Source organism: Fundicoccus culcitae (genome assembly GCF_024661895.1).
GTDB classification, from domain to species: domain Bacteria; phylum Bacillota; class Bacilli; order Lactobacillales; family Aerococcaceae; genus Fundicoccus_A; species Fundicoccus_A culcitae.
Genome location: NZ_CP102453.1, coordinates 518,356 through 535,794, shown reverse-complemented (window position 1 = coordinate 535,794; position 17,439 = coordinate 518,356). Strand labels below are relative to the sequence as shown.

Below are 17,439 nucleotides of genomic sequence, written 5' to 3'. Positions count from 1 at the left end.
GAAGTTGGTGAAGGTATGTATGAAAAAACAATCAATTTTTTAAAATATAAAGGGATGACGCAACCGGAAGTCGCTCTTATTTTAGGTTCTGGTTTAGGTGATTTAGCCGATCAAATTGAATCACCTATTACAATTCCCTATATAGATATCCCCGATTTTCCTGTTGCAACGGTAGCCGGACATGCGGGTGAACTGGTTTATGGTGATTTAGCATCTAAAAAGGTTATCGCTTTGAAAGGTCGTTTCCATTATTATGAAGGCTATGATTTAAAAACAGTTACTTATCCCGTCCGTATTTTTAAAGAATTAGGCGTTAAAACGGTTGTTATTACCAATGCGGCGGGTGGCGTAAACGAATCATTTACACCAGGCGATTTAATGATTATTACGGATCATATTAATTTAACGGGTGAAAACCCACTGATTGGTCAAAATATCGATAATCATGGACCGCGTTTTGTTGATATGACCGAAACATATAGCCGCAGAGGGCAAGCTTTATTAAAACAAATTGGGGCCGAATTAGGCATTGAATTAAAAGAAGGTGTTTATACCTGGTTTGCTGGACCAACATATGAAACACCTGCTGAAATCAAATTTACACGCACGATTGGCGGTGATGCCGTCGGTATGTCAACCGTACCAGAAGCCATCGTAGCTAAGCATTGCGGGCTAGAGGTCATTGGTATTTCATGCATCACAAACCTGGCTGCCGGTATGCAATCAAGCCTAAATCACGATGAAGTCGTAGAAGTGTCAACAATTGTGAAACCCAAATTCAAACAAGTAATTGAAAAACTATTAATAAATATCTGATTTTGCAAAGGTATATGATTAATTTGAATTATTTTTTAGATAATGTTATGATTCATCAAGTGAAAATGGCTAAAAGGAGGGAAATAGATGCTCATACCTTCAAAAAATAAAAATGAAAAAATCGTTATGGGATTGTTATCCTATACACTCGATCATTCAACCACTGAAGAACAGCGGAAATTACTTGAAGAATATCGTAATGATCCTGATAAAGAGATTTATTTATATAAAGATGATCAATCTGATAATTTTGTTGGGATTGTTACCATAGAACGTAATCATTTAGATAATGAATCTGAAGACGACATTGAAACTATTTTAGTACCAAGGATTGCCGTTATCCCTTCTTTTAGAAATGAAGGTGTTGGTTTTAAAATTTATTCAAATTTACGCAAGCTCTATCCAAATGCCACGTTAATTGGCTCAATCAAAACCAGTGATTTATTAGCGAAATGGTCAAAAAAATATCACGAAGCCGCCAGTGAGGTTGAAGAAGAGCTATGAGTCAAGAGGCATTAAAATTAGAGTTAAAAGCTTTTCAAGGACCTTTTGATTTATTATTACATCTTATTAAGCAATTAAAAGTTGATATTAATGATATACCTATGCATGAAATCACAACGCAATACATGGAATACCTTCATTCAATGCAGGAACTAGAGTTGGATATTGCAGGGGATTATTTAGTCATGGCGGCGACTTTATTAGAAATAAAGAGTCGCCTCTTATTGCCTATTGAACCCAACGAAGACTTAGAAGATAATTACGATCAACAAGATCCACGGCAACTACTGGTTCAACAACTATTATTGTACCAACAATTTCAAACGGTTGCGGATGAGTTGGAAGAAAAGCAAAATCAACGGTCTAAACTATATACACGACCAAGGACAGATTTAACCGAATATCAAACCTTTATTCCATTAAAAGAGAATGAATTGGATGTCAGTGATCTGCAGCAGGCAATGATGCAAGTTTTAGTTAATGCTTATGAACGTCAACCAAAATTAAAAGAAATTAAACATGATCCGATTACGGTTGAAGAAAAAATTAATGATATAAAGGGTGTTCTAGAGCAATTAGATTGGGATGATGAAATTGAATTGACCGATTTAGTAAACTCTTCGAGCAAGCAGGAATATATTGCTACTTTTTTGGCCATGTTAGAACTTGTTCGTAAACAGCAGATTGTTTTTTTTCAACCTCATGCCTTAGATGCTATTAAAATTAAACGGAATCAAGCACTTAAGGATGTGGATTTATGAACCTAAAAATGCAAATTCATGGATTAATTTTTGTGGCAGGTGAAGAAGGGGTTAGTCGTGAAGAATTGGCACAAGTTTTAAATGCTGACCTTGAGTCTATATCAAATGGACTGCAGCAATTAAAGCTTGATTTACAAGAGAATTTAGACAGTCCGATTGAATTGGTCAATTACAATCAACGTTATCGTTTAGTAACAAAAAAAGAATTGGAATCAACTCTAATTAATTTTGCGCGTTCGCCTTTTACCACCCAATTATCACGTTCAGCGGTTGAAACTTTAGCGATTATTGCGTATAGACAACCGATTACGCGAATGGGAGTCGATCAAATTAGGGGCGTCAACTCGGCAGCTATGATCCAACGCTTACTAGGTCGCGATTTAATTAAAGAAGTTGGTCGAGTGGAAGCGCCAGGCCGACCGATACTCTACGCGGTGACCGATTATTTTATGGATTATTTTGGCTTAAATTCTTTAGAAGACTTACCGGAAATTCAAGCTTTACCATTGAATAGTGAAGAATCATATAGTGATTTATTTAATATTAAAGAATGGGAAGTGGATTTTTTTGACGATGAAGCTTCAACTGATGAAGAATAGAGGGTATAAAAATTGGAAAGATTACAAAAAGTATTAGCCCATGCCGGCGTGGCTAGTCGTCGCAAGTCAGAAGATCTCATTTTAGCAGGTCGTGTCTCGGTTAATGGGATTAAAATAACGGAATTAGGGACCAAAGTGAATGCTAATGATTTAATTGAAGTTGATGGTGTCCCTATTTATAAAGAAGAACCGAAGTATATTTTGCTCTATAAACCTAAAAATGTTATTAGCGCCGTTTCAGATGATAAGGGTAGGGAAGTGGTGACGGATTATATTCATTTAGTTAATGAAAGAATCTACCCTATCGGTCGTTTAGATTATGATACAACGGGATTGTTGTTACTTACGAATGATGGTGAGTTTGCCAATTTGTTAATGCATCCAAAATATCAAATTGATAAGGTTTATGTAGCTAAAGTCGAAGGGATTCCTACGATGGAAAGCATCAAAAAACTGACACAAGGGGTAGTGATTGATGGCAAGCAAACGACTCCTGCACGGGTGTCTATCTTGCAACAAAATAAGAACCAAAATACCAGTGTTATTGAGTTAACGATTCATGAAGGCTGGAATCATCAAGTGAAAAAAATGTTTGAAGCGATTGGACACCCTGTGACTAAGTTAAAACGTGAAAAATTTGGTTTTCTTGATTTAGGTAAAATGAATCCAGGAGATTGGCGTGAATTAACAGCTTTTGAAGTTAATAAGCTAACACAAATGGCCAAGAATGTTTAACATCAACATTCTTATGTGAATTTTATAACTATTTAAGTCTATGGGCTTGTATTATTGTCAAAATATGGTAAAATGAATTTATAAATTAAATAACGTCTTCAGGGCAGGGTGAAATTCCCGACCGGTGGTAAAGTCCACGAACCTAAACATTATGTTAAGGCCGATCTGGTGTAATTCCAGTACCGACAGTACAGTCTGGATGGAAGAAGAATTTTGTGCAATTTATCTAAATTTAGATAATTAATGTACGCTATTTGCTGAGGACCCTTAGTAGATGGCGTATTTTTTTTATTGCATGAGGCTCTATTGTAAGACGAATAGAGGAGTAGAAAGTTTATGGTAAAAAGAAAGTTGTCGGTTAAAGCAATGGTTCTGTTGTCAATTTTAGGTGCGTGGGCAATCGTGTTACGGTTTATTGATTTTCCCATTTTACCAGCAGCCCCATTCTTAAAGATTGATTTTAGTGACTTAATGGCTTTAATTGGAATGTTAGCATATGGTCCTGTTGGTCTTGTTATTGTTGCAGGTATTCGTGATGTTGTTAACTATATCACCGGTGGTGGGGAAGCCGGGATTCCTATCGGGGTAATAATGAGTTTTATCGCCACTTTAGCCATGTTTTTACCAACCCATTTTATCTTGAAATATACGCGAGCTAAACGATCAACCTTTACAGCGATTTTAATGAGTATTACTTTAACAGCTTCATTGGTTGTATCCATGTCGCTCATTAATTACTATGTGGCTTTACCTATCTACACGACCGTTTTAAATTTCCCAATTGATGACTTTATAGCTTATATAATGTCAGTTATTATTCCTTTTAATCTTATTAAGGGAATTATTTTAAGTATCGGTCAAGTTATAGTGATACGTTCTATCGTCCCTATTTTGGAAAAACGTGATATGCTTTATCCAAGTTATCACGAAAAGGTTAGACTTGAGCGTCCGGTTCAACCATCTGAATCGCACGCGTAGGACATTCATAGACTACATTGCGACTAGCAGTGTGGTCTTTTTCATTGGCGGTTTCTTTTACAAATGCAATCCCTTCGTCAGTAGAGTCAAATATATCGGGATAATTTAAGTAGCAACGACCACATGCGATACATTTTTCCGTTTTAACAAAAAATTTCACAAAAACATCTCCTTATGTTACAATTAGCTTACAATTAAGCTTCAAATTAGTATAAAAGCGTTTAACTTTTGCTATTTTTAATCGATTTCGTGTATATTTATGTTAGTATAGTTCAGTAGTATATATTTATCAAACAAAACAATTACATACCTAAATATTGTAACACATGTAGGAGGAATTAGAATGTCAAATGATAATTATCCAAATCAAAATGAAGACAAACAAAATGAGCGTCAAGAAAATTCAAGCCGTTCTAACCAACAGCAAGGAGATAACAAGGCACCTTGGAATCGTGGTTTTGGACAAGATGAGAACCCTAAAAAACGGCAGTTTTCACGTTCAGCGCGTAATCAGCCAAACAAAGAAGCTACAACGCTTTCGAAAGTGCTGTTATTTCTGATAATTGCTGTATTAATTTCACCGTTTATGCTTTACTGGGCTGTTAATGCGACGAGACAGGATACAGAAGTGTCTACGTCATCTATGGAGAATCTTTCAATCAACCGAAGTATGAGTGAATCCGAAACGAGCGAATCTGAAAGTGAATCAGAATCTAGATCTGAAAGCTCATCTGAAGAAAGTGTGAGCTCGATCGAAATCGCTGAATCGGTACCTGAGGTTGTTGAATCAGTAGTCGAAACACCGACGACACCCGTCGAAACTCCTGAGGTCACGGTGCCGGAAACACCTGCAACGGGAAGTTATACGATTCAAGCAGGCGATTCTTGGTGGAGTATTTCGGTTAACTTTGGTATTAATGTTTATGATTTAGTCCAGATGAATGGAGCAACAATTGATACGCCGATTTATCCAGGTATGCAAATTGTTGTACCTTAATTATAAATAAAACATCATTGTTTTAGAAATTCGAACTTTCAATTAGTTACAGCGTCAGAATCATCTGATTACCCAGTTCCTAATCGACTGACTTTAGTCTTAGGGGTTGAATAAGTCAGTTCATTCTGGAAGGCTATAATTGAAAGTTCGGCTTTTTTATGAGTACATAACGGTTCTAGAAAGTGAGATTCATTAATTTATGGAAAATTTTGCTATTGCGATCGATGGACCTGCTTCATCGGGAAAGAGTACGGTGGCCAAAGCTATCGCACAACGATTAGATATTATTTATATAGATACAGGTGCGATGTATCGCGCGATTACTTTTTTGTTAATGGAAGCTAACATCGAATTTGATCAACTTGATCAAATTGAAGCGTTACTTAAGCAGGTAGATTTTAAATTCAATTATATTAATCAAGAATTACATCTATTCGTTAATGAAAGAGACGTAGCGAGTGAAATTCGCTCGGTTGAAGTTACACGGAATGTTTCCGAGGTATCCGCCATACCGATTGTAAGAGAAATTTTAGTTGAGAAACAAAGGGAAATTGCTAAAGGAGTCTCTGTGGTGATGGATGGTCGTGATATTGGAACAGTTGTATTACCAGATGCTAAGTATAAATTCTTTTTAACAGCTTTACCCAGCGTGCGAGCTGAACGACGATATCAGCAAAATCTAAAAAATAATTTAACAAGTCAAACACTAGAGGAAATTGAAGCGGATATTATTCGACGTGACCATTATGATTCAACTAGAGAGATCAGCCCTTTAAAAAAAGCGGAAGATGCGATACTAATTGATTCTAGTAAGATGAGTATCGAAGATGTTATAGAATTTATAATTCAAAATATTTATGAACTAAATCAATAAAATACTTATCGAATTTCTGAATATATCGAATTAAAGCAATCCTTTACTAGACGATAGTTAAAAAATTTGATAAAATATGATTATGTGAGCCATTATTTATTTTTGGCAACAATTTTAAGGCAATTGCTTAGGAGGAACGGGTACATGGCAGAGTTTGTTGAGAACAATGAATTGAACGAAGAAGTGAATAACGAAGAAACAGTTGAAACTACAGAAGAAGTGGTAGAATCAGCTGAAGAGGTAGTAGAAGAAGCTACTACTGATACTGAAGAAAATAATGCAGAAGAATCTGAAGTGGTAGAAGAGGCAGCTACTGAATCAGAAGAACCAACTGCAATGGAAACAATGGAAGATGCACTTGACAGTGTTGTTGAAATTAAAGTGGGCGATACTGTTTGGGCAGATGTGCTAGCTTTTGATGATAAACAAGTACGTGTTGCTATCAAAGAAAGTGGTGGTTTAGAAGGTGTCATTGAACGCCAAGAACTGTCTTCTACACCCTTTGAAGATCCATCTGAAATCGTAAATATTGGCGATGAAATTGAATTAGTGGTTTTACGTCCAATTAAAGATAAAGAAAATGGAAATTATTATTTATCTAAAAAACGTGTAGATGCTAAAAAAGTTTGGGTTGAAATCCAAGAAAAAGCTGATCGTGGTGAAACAATTGAAGCACCGGTTAAAGATGTTGTTAAAGGTGGTTTAGTTGTTGATGCTGGTGTACGTGGTTTTGTACCTGCATCAATGGTTGAAGATTACTTTGTGGAAGATTTTTCACCTTATAAAGGTAAAACATTAGAATTCAAAATCGTTGAAATTGAACCAAGCGAAAATCGTTTAATTTTATCACATAAAGAAATCGCACGTAAAGAAAGAGAAGAAAAACGTGCTGAAATCTTAGATAATTTAGAAGAAGGTTCAATCGTAGAAGGTACAATTGCTCGTTTAACGAACTTCGGTGCCTTTATTGACTTAGGTGGTATTGATGGTTTAGTTCATATTAGTCGCATTGCGCATGAACATATTGATAAACCAAGTGATAAATTAACTATTGGTGAAAAAGTTAATGTTAAAATCTTATCTGTTGATAAAGATAGAGGTCGTGTATCCTTATCAATCAAGGATACTTTAGCGGGACCATGGGATAATATCGAAGAAAGAGCTCCTGAAGGATCTGTTTTAACGGGAACCGTTAAACGTCTAACAAGCTTTGGTGCATTTGTGGAAGTATTCCCTGCCGTTGAAGGATTAGTTCACATTTCACAAATTTCGCATGATCATATTGCTACACCTCATGAAAAACTTGAAGAAGGTCAAGAAATTCAAGTGAAAGTTTTAAGTGCTGATCCACAAGAACAACGTTTATCATTATCGATTAAAGCTTTGTTAGATAAACCTGTTTCTGAAGAAGGACATACAGCCCCAGAATCAAACCGTAGAAATCAATCAAATAACAATCGTCCACGTAGTAACAAACAAAGTAATACAAGTTCATATACTTCAGAAGAAAGTAATGAATCTGGATTTTCATTTGCTGACTTATTAGGTAGCGATGAGTTAAAAGCTTTAAGATCTGAAAGTGATGATGAATAATTAACCATTCATTTTAATTTATGAAGACTGACGCTTGATGCATCAGTCTTTTATTTTGCTTAAAAAGAAAAAGAGGTGAAATAATGAGTATTCCTGTTGTTGCCCTTGTTGGTCGCCCCAATGTAGGTAAATCAACCATCTTTAATCGTTTAATTGGTGAAAGACTTTCAATCGTCGAAGATGTACCTGGTGTGACACGTGATCGAATTTATGCAACTGCTAGCTGGTTAAACCGTGAATTTCGTTTGATTGATACCGGTGGTATTGATTTATCCGATGAACCGCTGATGAATCAGGTTCGTTACCAAGCCGAGATTGCGATGGAAGAAGCGGATGTGATTATTTTTGTCGTTTCAGCACGTGAAGGTTTAACCGATATCGATGAAAATATCGCCAATCAATTACATCGGACTCATAAACCTGTTGTTGTAGCCGTTAATAAAACGGATAATCCTGAACAAAGAATGCAAACTTATGATTTTTATGCCTTAGGTCATGGGGAGCCATTTGCCGTTTCTGGATCACATGGTACAGGTTTTGGTGATTTACTCGATGCGGTAGTGGCTTCTTTTCCATCGGATGCGAGTCATGAGGATGACGATAAAACCATAAAATTTAGTTTTATCGGGCGTCCGAATGTTGGTAAATCGAGTTTGGTTAATGCTATTTTAAATGAGCAACGCGTCATCGTCTCAAATATTGAAGGGACAACGCGAGAAGCGGTTGACACTTATTTTACAGCTGCAGATGGTCATTCTTTTACAATGATAGATACAGCCGGTATTCGTAAACGTGGCAAAGTTTATGAAAAAACGGAAAAATACAGTGTTTTAAGAGCCATGTCAGCCATCGAGCGTAGCGATATTGTCTGTTTAGTTTTAGATGCCGAAACGGGTATTAGAGAACAAGACAAAAAAGTTGCTGGATATGCTTATGAAGCGAATAAAGGCATTATTATACTCGTCAATAAGTGGGATTTAGTTGATAAGAGTGATAAATTATTTGAATCATTTACAAAGGATATCCGTAAAGAATTCCAATATTTAAGTTTTGCACCCATTTTGTTTGTCAGCGCTGAGACAGGTCAGCGTTTAAATAAATTACCTGAAATGCTCGTTACGATTTACGAAAATCGTCATCGACGTATTCAATCGTCATTGTTGAATGATGTTTTAATGGATGCTGTGGCCATGAATCCAACTCCAACGGATAAGGGTAGACGGTTAAAGATTTTTTACTTGACACAAGTTGCAGTCAATCCACCTACATTTGTTGTTTTTGTAAATGATAAAGAACTCATGCACTTTAGTTATGAGCGTTTTCTTGAAAACCAATTGCGCCAATCTTTCTATTTTGAAGGAACACCATTACGCTTAATTGTTCGTGAACGAGAATAATCCGTTAAATTTAACGAATATCAAGTCCAAAATGTTGTATTATCAAGTCTGATATGCTATTCTTAGATATGAAATAATTGTTAGGAGTTCTAGCAATTGTATTTCAAAAATTTGCTGAATAGCAATCAATTGGGAGGAAATTATTTATGGCAAACAAAGCAGAATTAGTAGAAAAAGTAGCAGCAAAAACAAATTTAACTAAAAAAGATGTAACTGCTACGGTTGAAGCGTTATTTGAAACTGTGCAAGAGTTATTAGCAGACGGTGAAAAAGTACAAATTATTGGATTTGGTACTTTTGAAGTTCGTGATCGTGCAGCTCGTAAAGGACGTAATCCTCAAACAGGCGAAGAAATTCAAATCGCTGCAAGTAAAGTTCCAGGATTCAAAGCTGGTAAAGCCCTAAAAGATGCAGTAAAATAATTTCATCTATATGACCGTTGAGGCAAAAAGCTTCAACGGTCTTTTTGAGGTGCGCCCGGCATGGGTGACAACTTGGTGGTGAAAGTCCACTACAGGCTTGGCAGTAGGAACTGTTAGCTAAAGGCAAGGGTGTCCATCGTGAGGTGGAATCTGAAGGAAGCCGGAGGCAAACACTCGCACTGACGAACAGAAACTTCATATTAAGGCTGAACAGGGACGGACGAGCTTGCCTTACAAAGTAAAGTCCAATACTGCACGAATCCCATACAGTAGATGAAGCAGTGACATGAGTGGAAGGTTGTCATTCTTACCCGGGGAGGTCTCATCAACGATAGTTAATCGTAGTAACAACGAATGATGAGAAGTCAGCAGACGTCATAGTACTAGCCTATAGCTAGGAAGGACAGAACAATAACAATTTTGAAAATCAAGGAGGTGGATACGTCACCGATAACGCAGACAACATCGTGATTAAGTTCGAAGAGATGGCTGCCTACAGAAGGATATGCTGGAAGCAAAAAGATATGTAGGAGTGCGGAGGTGTCGTAGCACAGATATGAATAAACAAAATGATATCTTACTGATTGACCAAGTAGTCAGTCAAACAAACATGGAACAAGCTATCGCTAAAGTTCGCAAAAATAAGGGAGCACCCGGTGTAGACGGGATGACGGTTAATGAACTAGACGAACATATGGCGACTTATGGGTCAGCCATTGTTCGAAAGCTCAAGGCTGGAACCTATCAACCACAACCTGTGAAACGAGTTGAAATACCCAAAGCTAACGGTGGAGTCCGCCTTTTGGGTATTCCAACGGTAAGGGATAGAGTCGTACAACAAGCGATACTTCAAGTGATTGACCCGATAATTGACCCGCATTTCTCTGAATTTAGTTACGGTTTTCGAAAAGGTCGCAACGCTCATCAAGCGGTGGCACGAGTCATCAGTTACTACGAAGAAGGTTATCGTGTAGTAGTAGACTGTGATTTGAAGAATTATTTCGATACCATCAACCATCAAATTCTTAGAAATAATCTTGAATACTATATTCAGGATAAAGTTGTTTTAAGAATTATCTGGAACTTTCTTAAATCAGGCATCCTGGACCAAGGCTTTTATGTTGAAACGGATATGGGAACACCACAAGGAGGCCCCTTATCTCCGTTACTAGCGAATGTCTATTTACACCATTTAGACAGGGAGCTTGAGCGTAGAGGTCATAAGTTCGCTCGATACGCGGATGATTTTGTCATCTATGTAAAGAGTAGACGGGCAGGCGAACGTGTGATGGAAGGTATTACAGACTTTATTGAAGGGAAATTACGTCTAACGGTGAATAAGGAAAAAAGCCGAGTGACGACACCCACCCAATCTAAATTCCTGGGGTTTCATATTCATAATAGCACGGGAAAGTAGGATGCCGACCTAGTCAGTCGGCTAAACAAAAGTTTCGCACCAAGCTCAAGAAGTTAACTCGTCGTAATCGACCTGGGTCATTTGAAGATATAGTAGTAGAAATCAATCGAGTGACTGTAGGGTGGATAAATTACTACAAAATTGGTTTTATGAAATCTTTCATGATAGAAACTCAGAGCTGGTTGAATCATCGATTGCGACAGCTCATCTGGAAAAGATGGAAGAAAGTATCCACTCGGTATACACAACTTAGGCGACTAGGCATAGACCATGATGATTCGCTCAAGATGGCAGGGAGTCGTAAGGCTTATTGGAGACTTTCACGGAGTGAAATTTTACACCGAGCCATCACAAACAAAAGGCTCGCTATCTGGGGATTGAAGGATCTAACCTACTTATATGAGCGATAAAAGATATTTAAGTTATTGAACCGCCGTGTACGGAACCGTACGCACGGTGGTGTGAGAGGTCGACTAGTCAATTAATGACTAGTCTCCTACTCGATTTTTTTTTTTTTTTTTTTTTTTTTTTTATAATGATACAATTAGTTTTCAAACCCATTCAGCAAAAGAATACGAAATTTGTAACATTTACATAACGTTAGTTGCTAGCTTCATGTTATAATAGAGTTACTGAATCACTGGAGGTTATTGGATGTCGTTGTTCGAAGAAATATTAGAAGAAATAAAAGAGATTGAAACAGTTGAAGATTTAAATGAAACCCTATCTCCATTTTATGATCGGGCGCTAGATGATGAAGCCTACTATAATGCTTTAATCGAAACGGCTAAGTATTTGAATCGACTAGGGTATCGTGACTTTGGTATTATTGTATTGGAAACATTATATGAAATTAATCCCATAAGAAATGTTGGCTATCAAATTGCATTAGCTTATTATCAATACCAATATTATGAGCAAGCCTACGAATGGATCGAAGAAGTTTATCCAAATAAATTAACATTTAAATATGCTTTTTTAAAGGCGCGTATCTTAGATAGTCTTAATGACTATAATGAAGCCAGAGACTTATTAATTGAAATCATCAAAGAGTTTCCAACGCAAGCAGAGCCCTATATTGTATTAGCCAAAATGTATGAAAAACACGGTAATGTCGATCGAGCTGAATATTATTTAAAAGTGGCGTATGATTATTTTCCTAAGCAAATTGATCAATTAGCTATTCGTAAAGATTTAGTAGGTTTTGAGATTAATAAAGAAATGATGGATATTGAAAAAATTGAAAAGCTCTATGAAAATGAAGAGCTTGAAAAAGATGATGAAGATTATTATTTATTAGCGGTTGCTTATCAAAAAGCGAAGCAATTTGATACAGCCATCGAGATGGCGCAAAAATCGATCCAACTTAATGCCGATAACTTTAACAGTCATTTTCTTTTGATGGAATTGTATCAGGATACAAACAAAGCTTCCGCTTTAAAAAAGGAAATTACTTGGTTGGCTAAATCGTTACCGCCATTTGATGCCACTATTTTACGTTTAGTTGAAGTAGCTATTAATGTTGATGAAGTAAGCATTGAATTAATTAATAAACTTGAAGATTATTATTTATTAGCAGATGATGAAGCCGATCAATACCAGATTATCTCGGTTATTGTCAATTACTATTTGCAGCAAGGGGATTATGCTCATGCCTTGCATCAATTACGCACACTCGGTGATTCTTTTGAGGATCAAAGTTACCTAAGTTATTGGTATGCCAAAACATTTGAAGCATTAAATAATAAAGAAGAAGCCGATAAAAATTATCAAAAAGCGATTGAATATTTGGTCAATGAAGATAATCTGATTGTCGATTATGCGAACTTTTTGATTAATGATAACCGTTATGAAGAAGCCCAACAATTGGTTAAGCGCTTTGAAGATAGTATATATTCTTCAGAAGCATTAAAGACACTTTCGAAGCAAATTGATAATTACTTAGCAGAATAAGTATAAATACACAAAAAGCATAAATGGAGGTGCCAAATGTTGAATAAGAACCAAATGAAAAGAGAATTTTTAACTCAAATCGTCAATCGGTATGAACATGTAAACCCCTCTGTAACGTATTTAATGAATTATTTGATAAAACAACCGAATATTATGGATACGATAGTTTTTACGGATCAAGTCAAGTATGCACCAAGAGGCATTTATGTATCTTATCAATATAATTCGGCTGTACCATTTATATATTATAAAAATCAACGGACTTATACCAACTATGAGCAAGCTTTTCATGATATGCGCCTTAATATGATGTATAAAAAGGAGATTTTTTATATTGAATTAAATGTTCCTCAGTATTTTCAACTGGCATACGTTTTAGATGTTTTTGAAGAAAACCCCTTCGCTCCTGAGGATAAAAATTTATTAGAAAGTACCAATCAAACCTTAAATCAAATTAGTACTCAGGCTTATATTAAATATATAACCCAACAACTTGATGAGGCGCTTGATCAACATAATTATGAACAAGCCGATTATTTTGTTAACTTGATTGAACAATTGAAAGGAAGCGACTATGAATTATAGTTTGGCAAATCCACTTTTTCAAAAAGCTAAATCAGTTATGAAGCAAATTGAGTCTCATGGTTATGAGGCTTATTTTGTTGGGGGATGTGTTAGAGACACCTTATTGAATTTGCCTATTCATGATATCGATATTGCTACCAGTGCACGTCCTGAAGAAGTCGAAGCTATCTTTTCAAATACCATTGATTTAGGGAAAAAACATGGGACTGTGATTGTTGTCTGGCAACAAGAAACGTATGAAATTACGACCTTTAGAACGGAAGATACTTATAGTGATTATCGGCATCCGGATAATGTTAAATTTGTAAGGGATTTACAAGAAGATACTTTAAGACGTGATTTTACGATTAATGCTTTAGCTTTTGATATTAAGGGTAAACTTTATGATTACCATGGCGGTAAATTAGATTTGGATGCCAAGGTAATCCGAGCCGTCGGCAATCCGATGGAACGCTTTCATGAAGATGCGTTAAGAATTTTCCGCGCTATTCGATTTGCCTCGCAATTAGGCTTTGAAGTAGACGGTGAGACCTTTCGTTCTATGAAAGCCTTAGCTAAAAATCTTAATCAAGTTTCGATGGAACGAATTCGTGTTGAGATGACAAAATTTTTACAAGGTGATTATTTTGCTAACAGTTACCAGTTATTAATTGATTCACGCATTTACCAACATCTTCCCATGTTGAATATTTTAAATATTCAAGCGGTTTTAGACCAGCTATCCAATAAATATCAAGCGATGATTGATTATCCTTATGTGTTTTCGGAAGCGATGAGTTGGGCATTATTATTAATGGAGTTACCTTATCAATCTGTTGTTGATAAGCAACACTTTTTAAAAGTATGGACACATAGTAATCAGTTGATTAAAGATGTCAAGCATATCACTGAGTTAATACCTGTATTTGAGACTAATCAATTAAGCCCACAAATTATTTATCATTATCCCAACGATATCTTATTTGAAGTGGAGCAATACATGCAGGCGATAGGTGTAGTGATTCAACCATCCGTTCAACAGCGTTTGGATGATTTACCGATTAAGAGACGTAATGACATGGCGGTCAATGGCAAAGATATCATGGCTTTATTGAATCTAAAAAAAGGGCAACCTATTGTCGGTGAACTTTTAGCGATTATTGAAGAAAGAATTATACTGCGTCAAATGGAAAACACAAAAGATGCAATTGAAAAGTTTGTGGAGGCCTATGTAGCCGATCCAAAGAAATGAGGTCATCTTACATGCGCAAAATTGCTGTCGTTGATATTGAAGCAACGGGTCCTAATTTTGAAAAAGGGGACAGAATGATTCAAATCGCAGCGGTTATTTATCAAGAAGGTCAAATCCTTGGGCAACATAATATGTATATCAATCCTGAAATAACGATACCTCAGCATATTCAACAGCTGACAGGTATCAGTCAGGAAGTTGTTGAAAAAGCACCGACCTTTAAACAAGTAGCATCTTTATGGTATGAGCGGCTAAAAGACTGTGTAATTATTGCGCATAATTTAGCTTTTGACTTAGTTATGTTACAAGAAAGTTTTATGTGGGCTAATCAAATCGATTTCCAACCCATTGCTTTAGATACTGTAAAATTAGCGAAAATCTTGGTTCCATGGGCAGACGGCTTCAACTTAACCCAATTGGCTCAATATTATCAAATACCTTATACAGATGCTCATGACGCTGCCTCGGATGCTTTTCTTACGATGCAATTACTATCAAAGTTAGCCGATGAAGTTCTAAGTTTAGATAAGCAAACCTTCCAAAAAATGATGCCATATATTAGACAACTACCTAATGATGAACAGGCTTTATTTATTAATCCAAAAGAATTTAGGATAACAACAGATATTAACCGTGAAGTCATGATAGTCAATCAAGTCCCAAAAGACGCGGCTGATTTTTCATTACTCAGTCAATTGATTGTTGAAAACATGCAAAGGACTGACATTAGAATTATTTTTGAGAAGATGAACCCTTCAATCAAAAACACCGAACTTATCGAAGTAATCAGTCAAATTGCTTTAACTAAATCAATTGTTGTCGGTGTTGAATCGATGAACAGTTTAAACTGGTTTTCAGATCAGTTAAGTGGGTTGAAAAGACATAGGGAAGTCGTCGTCATAAAAAAGCCCAAAGAATTTATCCATTTAGCTGCGTTTGAAGAACTACTAGTGGAAAAAGAAGTCGATACACTCAATCAGCAGGAAATTATTAGTATTGCAGCTACCATTCGTTGGCTTAAGCAAACAAAAACGGGTGACTATGCTGAAATCCGTGAAGAATTAGTGGTCCAATCTTTATTAGAAAAATATTGTCGTTCAACCTTAGTTAATCAGACAAATTTTTACTATCAAGCTTTACTTAAGCGGACAAAAACGGCGGATGTTATTTTAATCGAAACCCAAATGCTATCAAAAGCGCTGTTGGAAAGGGAAAACTATTTAAAAAAGCGGAGCATACTGATTTTAAACTACGAGGATTGGATTGAGAAAGAGCGCTATCTTCAACAAAAAAAATTACCGGTGAGTCAATTGTTTACTGAACTTCAGTCCGTATTTGACTATTACGTTTATCAAGCAAGCATTCAAGCCGGTGACTCTGACATTGCCAGTCTATTAAATCAATTAATTGATGCTGTTTATCAATTGTTAGACATTTTAAAACACTATGTGTTGAAAGAAAAAGCCGTTTTTAGTTCGGTCAATCGGGTAGAAAGTTATTTAAGTCCAGCCGATGTTAGAGAGCTATCCATTGATCACACGCTCGATGTAATAAGCAGTATTGCTTTTGATATTCAAAAAAAATTAAAGCAATCGACAATGACAACGGACTACCGCTTACAACAATTAATGCAATTAATTCTGGACTTTAAATGGCTTGAAAATGGCGTATACTCTCTCGTTAAAGCGCAAAGCACGAATCAATTTATTCATGATATTGAATTGATTTCACGGCCGTTATTTATTGAAAATCCCTTTGTTCAACATCCTCAACAAGAAGTTTATTTATTTAGTCGACGTTTTTATGATTATAAACAAAAAACAGGTTCGTATCAGTGGCTAAAACAGAATGATTTTACGCCAATTAAGTTACCTAATCAACTGGAACAATCCCTAACGATTGAAGTACCTCTAGCTTATATGAATGAAGAAGGGGGAATGGGTGATGGGGTAGAAGATAATCAGGATTTACCCCTTGATCAGGTGTCTGCTATTAAGCAACAAATCGACTTTATTAATGATCAAAAAAACAAACTCAACCGGCGTGTATTAGTAATTGTGCCTAATCAACAAGCCAAAGAATTAACCTATCAAATGCTAAAACAATCCAGTAGCTTGATGAATCAGTTTGGTGTGCTGTGTCCAGGTATACATGGTAGTTTAAAGCGGGTTTTGCGACGGCAGGATGAGATGGAAAATAGTATTTTGATTTTAACTTCGGCTAATGTTTTTAGTCAACAGTTAGATTTTTCAGAGATAAAACGTTCGATTTTGATTCAGCGATTACCGTTTGTTAATCCTAAAATTCCATTATTAAACGCAATCGCCAATTATTATCACTTTGATAGCCATCTTGAATTTGATCAATTGCATTTGCCCTTAATGCAATCGCGACTGAATGATTTACTCTTACAATTAGCCATTAATTCTGAATATGATAAGGTGTATTTATTTGATGATCGGATCTATACAAAGTATTATTCTTATCAACTTAGGAATAATTTAAACCCTTGGTTAAATTTTTCGATTTCCGATGACTAATAGATTATTTTACGGTATTATATTAAATAGATTTAAT

17 protein-coding genes, 1 pseudogene and 1 riboswitch are annotated in these 17,439 nt (G+C 36.0%); of the genes and pseudogenes, 17 read left to right on the top strand and 1 reads right to left on the bottom strand.

Going from position 1 to position 17,439, the window contains the following annotated elements; translation table 11 throughout:
• The first annotated feature begins 15 nt into the window (after nucleotides 1-15).
• The 6 genes from NRE15_RS02535 to NRE15_RS02510 all read left to right on the top strand — a co-directional run bounded on the left by NRE15_RS02535 (nucleotide 16) and on the right by NRE15_RS02510 (nucleotide 4,393).
• A complete protein-coding gene (locus NRE15_RS02535) occupies nucleotides 16-816 on the top strand; it encodes a purine-nucleoside phosphorylase (RefSeq protein ID WP_313794049.1) in 801 nt (266 codons plus the stop codon).
• An 87-nt stretch (nucleotides 817-903) separates the two neighbouring features.
• Nucleotides 904-1,320: a hypothetical protein gene (locus NRE15_RS02530; protein WP_313794048.1), complete on the top strand. Its 417-nt coding sequence runs from the start codon at nucleotides 904-906 to the stop codon at nucleotides 1,318-1,320.
• Nucleotides 1,317-2,081, top strand: a complete 765-nt coding sequence (locus tag NRE15_RS02525) for a segregation and condensation protein A (protein WP_313794047.1) — start codon at nucleotides 1,317-1,319, stop codon at nucleotides 2,079-2,081. The genes NRE15_RS02530 and NRE15_RS02525 overlap by 4 nt, the downstream gene beginning before the upstream one ends.
• On the top strand, nucleotides 2,078-2,680 hold the full coding sequence (gene scpB, locus NRE15_RS02520) for an SMC-Scp complex subunit ScpB (protein ID WP_313794046.1): 603 nt from the start codon (nucleotides 2,078-2,080) through the stop codon (nucleotides 2,678-2,680). Before NRE15_RS02525 ends, scpB begins: the two co-directional genes overlap by 4 nt.
• A gap of 12 nt (nucleotides 2,681-2,692) precedes the next feature.
• Nucleotides 2,693-3,415, top strand: a complete 723-nt coding sequence (locus NRE15_RS02515) for a pseudouridine synthase (RefSeq protein WP_313794045.1) — start codon at nucleotides 2,693-2,695, stop codon at nucleotides 3,413-3,415.
• A 90-nt stretch (nucleotides 3,416-3,505) separates the two neighbouring features.
• A riboswitch (FMN riboswitch) is annotated at nucleotides 3,506-3,630 on the top strand.
• A gap of 121 nt (nucleotides 3,631-3,751) precedes the next feature.
• A complete protein-coding gene (locus NRE15_RS02510) occupies nucleotides 3,752-4,393 on the top strand; it encodes an ECF transporter S component (protein ID WP_313794044.1) in 642 nt (213 codons plus the stop codon).
• Here the strand turns inward: NRE15_RS02510 and NRE15_RS02505 are convergent.
• Entirely contained in the window at nucleotides 4,350-4,553 is a 204-nt protein-coding gene (locus NRE15_RS02505; RefSeq protein ID WP_313794043.1) for a ferredoxin, read from the bottom strand. The genes NRE15_RS02510 and NRE15_RS02505 overlap by 44 nt on opposite strands.
• 183 nt (nucleotides 4,554-4,736) lie before the next feature.
• Between NRE15_RS02505 and NRE15_RS02500 the strand changes: the two genes are divergently transcribed.
• The 11 genes and pseudogenes from NRE15_RS02500 (at nucleotide 4,737) to NRE15_RS02450 (ending at nucleotide 17,402) form a co-directional block, all read left to right on the top strand.
• Nucleotides 4,737-5,390 (top strand): LysM peptidoglycan-binding domain-containing protein, encoded by a 654-nt coding sequence (locus tag NRE15_RS02500; protein ID WP_313794042.1) that lies wholly within the window; start codon nucleotides 4,737-4,739, stop codon nucleotides 5,388-5,390.
• 199 nt (nucleotides 5,391-5,589) lie between these two features.
• Nucleotides 5,590-6,264, top strand: a complete 675-nt coding sequence (gene cmk / locus NRE15_RS02495; RefSeq protein ID WP_313794041.1) for a (d)CMP kinase — start codon at nucleotides 5,590-5,592, stop codon at nucleotides 6,262-6,264.
• 336 nt (nucleotides 6,265-6,600) lie between these two features.
• Nucleotides 6,601-7,857, top strand: a complete 1,257-nt coding sequence (gene rpsA / locus NRE15_RS02490; RefSeq protein WP_313794931.1) for a 30S ribosomal protein S1 — start codon at nucleotides 6,601-6,603, stop codon at nucleotides 7,855-7,857.
• 83 nt (nucleotides 7,858-7,940) lie between these two features.
• Entirely contained in the window at nucleotides 7,941-9,254 is a 1,314-nt protein-coding gene (gene der / locus NRE15_RS02485; RefSeq protein ID WP_313794040.1) for a ribosome biogenesis GTPase Der, read from the top strand.
• Nucleotides 9,255-9,400: 146 nt separating this feature from the next.
• On the top strand, nucleotides 9,401-9,676 hold the full coding sequence (locus tag NRE15_RS02480) for an HU family DNA-binding protein (protein WP_313794039.1): 276 nt from the start codon (nucleotides 9,401-9,403) through the stop codon (nucleotides 9,674-9,676).
• Nucleotides 9,677-10,232: 556 nt separating this feature from the next.
• Complete coding sequence (gene ltrA, locus NRE15_RS02475) at nucleotides 10,233-11,093, top strand: group II intron reverse transcriptase/maturase (RefSeq protein WP_313793305.1); 861 nt, start codon at nucleotides 10,233-10,235, stop codon at nucleotides 11,091-11,093.
• 86 nt (nucleotides 11,094-11,179) lie between these two features.
• Nucleotides 11,180-11,503: pseudogene (locus tag NRE15_RS02470) on the top strand (group II intron maturase-specific domain-containing protein); the annotation flags it as partial.
• Nucleotides 11,504-11,747: 244 nt separating this feature from the next.
• Nucleotides 11,748-13,046 carry a tetratricopeptide repeat protein gene (locus NRE15_RS02465; protein ID WP_313794038.1) on the top strand — a complete coding sequence of 433 codons (1,299 nt, stop codon included), beginning with the start codon at nucleotides 11,748-11,750 and terminating at the stop codon, nucleotides 13,044-13,046.
• A gap of 36 nt (nucleotides 13,047-13,082) precedes the next feature.
• Nucleotides 13,083-13,631 carry a YpiB family protein gene (locus NRE15_RS02460; protein WP_313794037.1) on the top strand — a complete coding sequence of 183 codons (549 nt, stop codon included), beginning with the start codon at nucleotides 13,083-13,085 and terminating at the stop codon, nucleotides 13,629-13,631.
• Entirely contained in the window at nucleotides 13,621-14,862 is a 1,242-nt protein-coding gene (locus tag NRE15_RS02455) for a CCA tRNA nucleotidyltransferase (protein ID WP_313794036.1), read from the top strand. Before NRE15_RS02460 ends, NRE15_RS02455 begins: the two co-directional genes overlap by 11 nt.
• Nucleotides 14,863-14,873: 11 nt before the next feature.
• Entirely contained in the window at nucleotides 14,874-17,402 is a 2,529-nt protein-coding gene (locus tag NRE15_RS02450; protein ID WP_313794035.1) for an exonuclease domain-containing protein, read from the top strand.
• Nucleotides 17,403-17,439 lie beyond the last annotated feature (37 nt).

Excerpts from the sequence above, each read along its gene's own strand:
- NRE15_RS02535 (WP_313794049.1), top strand. The coding sequence starts at position 16 with ATGTATGAAAAAACAATCAATTTTTTAAAATATAAAGGGATGACGCAA.
- NRE15_RS02530 (WP_313794048.1), top strand. The coding sequence starts at position 904 with ATGCTCATACCTTCAAAAAATAAAAATGAAAAAATCGTTATGGGATTG.
- NRE15_RS02525 (WP_313794047.1), top strand. The coding sequence starts at position 1,317 with ATGAGTCAAGAGGCATTAAAATTAGAGTTAAAAGCTTTTCAAGGACCT.
- scpB (WP_313794046.1), top strand. The coding sequence starts at position 2,078 with ATGAACCTAAAAATGCAAATTCATGGATTAATTTTTGTGGCAGGTGAA.
- NRE15_RS02510 (WP_313794044.1), top strand. The coding sequence starts at position 3,752 with ATGGTAAAAAGAAAGTTGTCGGTTAAAGCAATGGTTCTGTTGTCAATT.
- NRE15_RS02500 (WP_313794042.1), top strand. The coding sequence starts at position 4,737 with ATGTCAAATGATAATTATCCAAATCAAAATGAAGACAAACAAAATGAG.
- cmk (WP_313794041.1), top strand. The coding sequence starts at position 5,590 with ATGGAAAATTTTGCTATTGCGATCGATGGACCTGCTTCATCGGGAAAG.
- rpsA (WP_313794931.1), top strand. The coding sequence starts at position 6,601 with ATGGAAACAATGGAAGATGCACTTGACAGTGTTGTTGAAATTAAAGTG.
- der (WP_313794040.1), top strand. The coding sequence starts at position 7,941 with ATGAGTATTCCTGTTGTTGCCCTTGTTGGTCGCCCCAATGTAGGTAAA.
- NRE15_RS02480 (WP_313794039.1), top strand. The coding sequence starts at position 9,401 with ATGGCAAACAAAGCAGAATTAGTAGAAAAAGTAGCAGCAAAAACAAAT.
- ltrA (WP_313793305.1), top strand. The coding sequence starts at position 10,233 with ATGAATAAACAAAATGATATCTTACTGATTGACCAAGTAGTCAGTCAA.
- NRE15_RS02465 (WP_313794038.1), top strand. The coding sequence starts at position 11,748 with ATGTCGTTGTTCGAAGAAATATTAGAAGAAATAAAAGAGATTGAAACA.
- NRE15_RS02460 (WP_313794037.1), top strand. The coding sequence starts at position 13,083 with ATGTTGAATAAGAACCAAATGAAAAGAGAATTTTTAACTCAAATCGTC.
- NRE15_RS02455 (WP_313794036.1), top strand. The coding sequence starts at position 13,621 with ATGAATTATAGTTTGGCAAATCCACTTTTTCAAAAAGCTAAATCAGTT.
- NRE15_RS02450 (WP_313794035.1), top strand. The coding sequence starts at position 14,874 with ATGCGCAAAATTGCTGTCGTTGATATTGAAGCAACGGGTCCTAATTTT.